The organism is Hydrocoleum sp. CS-953 (genome assembly GCF_002260545.1).
GTDB lineage: Bacteria > Cyanobacteriota > Cyanobacteriia > Cyanobacteriales > Microcoleaceae > Trichodesmium.
Genome location: NZ_LGSU01000308.1, coordinates 1 through 2,698 on the forward strand (window position 1 = coordinate 1; position 2,698 = coordinate 2,698).

At 35.2% G+C, this 2,698-nt stretch carries 4 protein-coding genes; all 4 read left to right on the forward strand.

The window, feature by feature from the left end; genetic code table 11:
- Positions 1-480 (forward strand): tRNA-dependent cyclodipeptide synthase (locus AFK68_RS02815; protein WP_143437455.1); only part of this gene is annotated, 480 nt, incomplete at its 5' end.
- 337 nt (positions 481-817) lie between these two features.
- A complete protein-coding gene (locus AFK68_RS36225; RefSeq protein ID WP_168186298.1) occupies positions 818-982 on the forward strand; it encodes a hypothetical protein in 165 nt (54 codons plus the stop codon).
- Between the two features lie 200 nt (positions 983-1,182).
- Positions 1,183-2,001 (forward strand): GvpL/GvpF family gas vesicle protein, encoded by an 819-nt coding sequence (locus AFK68_RS02820; RefSeq protein ID WP_210407191.1) that lies wholly within the window; start codon positions 1,183-1,185, stop codon positions 1,999-2,001.
- Between the two features lie 363 nt (positions 2,002-2,364).
- On the forward strand, positions 2,365-2,698 hold a 334-nt coding region (locus AFK68_RS02825; RefSeq protein ID WP_143437456.1), incomplete at its 3' end, for a hypothetical protein.

Consider the following 2,698-nt stretch of genomic DNA (forward strand, 5'->3'; position numbering starts at 1 on the left):
TCAAGTCATCAACTGACTCAGAGAGATTTTGCTGACTTTCCACAATTTCCTGAGTTTGCTGATGCCCCTCTTGCAATTGACTTACCCACAAAATCGCTCCGAAAAGGATTAGACCTGTCAAGGAATGAAGCAGAAGAACTAATATTAGATTTCCGATATTTGAATAAAAACACAAATTATCTCTCAGCACTAAAATTTTATGAAGATAAATATGCTAATGATATTGAATTTAGAAGAAACTGTCTTGAAACTTCTACGCAGGTGGTGGAATCTCAAACAGACATTAGTAATTATCGGTTAGAAGTTGCTGTTAAGTATCTATTAGCAGAGTTACCTTTGTTTTTTAATAGTGCTAGTATTTTAGGTGAAAAGGAAGCAGTTTTTTGTTACCGGAATTGTTCGTTATTTATTCAAACTGTTTTTGAAAGAAAGGATGGTATTGTATTGAATAATCAAGGTTACATTGTTGTAGATATTTAGGGTTTGCTGAAAAAGTCTTTGTAGGGAGTAGCGGGTAGAAATAAGCAAAAATTGTAAACTTTAGGGGTTTTGTCTCCAAACTTAGGGGCAAATGGGATTTGGGAACCAAACCCCTACAATAAAATTTTACAACCTATAACTATTTAGGATTTCCATATTCTACGATCAAGATTCTTGAATCTGTTGGGATTTTTACTTGTAAATTTGTCATAAATTAAATTACTGTTAACTAATACAGCAGTAAAGAATCTGAATTTGGTGAAAAAGTAGAAGCTATTGATAGTAAATTTGAGGGAAGATTGAAAATTCGGTAGGTTGGAATGGAGCTGATTTAGCATTGTTGACTAATCAAGCTGCTTTAGCTGCGATTCGTAGTTATAGTGCAAAAGGGATTAAGTCTCCAAAGAAAATCAGGATTACAAATGCTCACTTTACTACTGCTTACAATGCTCTGATGAATCAAAAACAATCTCAGGATTTTAATTCTGATTCTAGTAAGTAGTGGTGTGACACAGCTAATTTTGTGCAAAATTGTAGGGTGTGTTAGACGGCTTAAATTCAGACTATGAAAAGAATTCAGGAATCCGTCGTAACGCACCATTTTAGCTGTGTCAGTCCAGTAGGGTGCGTTACATTTCATTAACGCACCTCCTATCCCAAATATGTCTGCGTTACCCTTTGCTAACTATCTCAAATATTTCGGTGCGTTACGCTTCGCTAACACACCCTACTGGAATTTTGACTTTTGACTTCCATGAAACGGTATTACTTCTGTTGGGTTTCGGGAAACCCTCAACCCAACCTACGAGCAAAAAAACTCACTGCCATAACAACCAAGCACCCAAAATGTCATTTTATGTCTACGCTTTTCTTCTACCTAAATCATCCCTAGTATTGCCAAAAGGAATGGAGAAGGAAGTCCAACTAATTCCCTATCAAAATCTTGCTGCTGTAACCGAAGCAGATATATCTATTGAAGCAATACAAGAAACAGACGAAAAATTACTAGAAGCAGTTTTAAACCACGATCGCGTAATTAGAGAAATATTTCAGCAAACTTCCCTATTACCACTAAGATTTGGTAATGCTTTTGCTGCGGTGGAAAATATTATTAATCACTTACAAAATCATCAGCAACAATATCTGACGACTTTAACTCAATTAGCAGAAAAGGCAGAATATACTGTGACTTTTTCACCAGTTTCAGCTCCTTCTACTCTGGAAATTGGTCAAGCTCGTGGCAAAGCTTATTTATTAGCCAAAAAACAGCGCTTTCAACAACAACAAGCTTTTCAAACCGAGCAACGTCAACAGTGGGAAAATATACGTCAGTTAATTGTTCAAGATTATCCCAAATTAGTATTTAAAGACTGCACAGAAGGGGGAATTAAGCAAGTACATCTATTGGCCAATAGTGAAGCAGAAATTCTAACTACTCAAGATCTCCCAAAATGGCAAGCTGAGTGTTCCCATTGGCAAATTAGTCTGAGTGAAGCACTTCCCCCTTATCATTTTGTATAGCAGGGAACAGGGAACAGGGAACAGGGAACAGGGAACAGGCGGGAATCTCAAGTTTTTTATCTACTTTTTGATTACCCGCGACTTATTTAGGATTGCTATATCAAATCCGAGTGTTTAAAGAAACCGGGTTTGTTGGAGGTAAATGTTAGTATGGTGGGGCATTTAATACAAACCCGGTTTCTATCTTTTTTGTTAGATATCTCCGATAATTAATTGGTTAAATTTTAATTTCTGGAGATGTCTATTATTAAAAAGCAATCAGCATTCAGCAAACAGCAATCAGCAAGATTAGATGTTGACAAGGAGATTTAAACCCAAGTTCAAAAAGCTATTAAAAGTTTTAATTAATTCAAGGAGTTTGAAATGAAAAATTTCAAAGATCGGCGAGATAAAGGGGATTTACCCTCTCTTCCTAATCCTCTGAAAAAAACTACTGATGTAGTGGAAAATCTTACTGACAATTTACCCACAGAAAATTTATCTACTCTCAAATATGTACCAAATAAACTAACAGAAAATGTGGAAAATGTCACAGAAAAACTACCTCTACCTGGTTTAAGTGTTTTGATGGGAATGCTGCGTTCTATTAAAAACTTTTTTGGATTCATTTTTAGTCCGATTAAGAAGATATTTTTATGCCTAAAAAGACTATTTAAAATTTTCATAGCCATTCCCATAAAAATTTATTTATTTACAC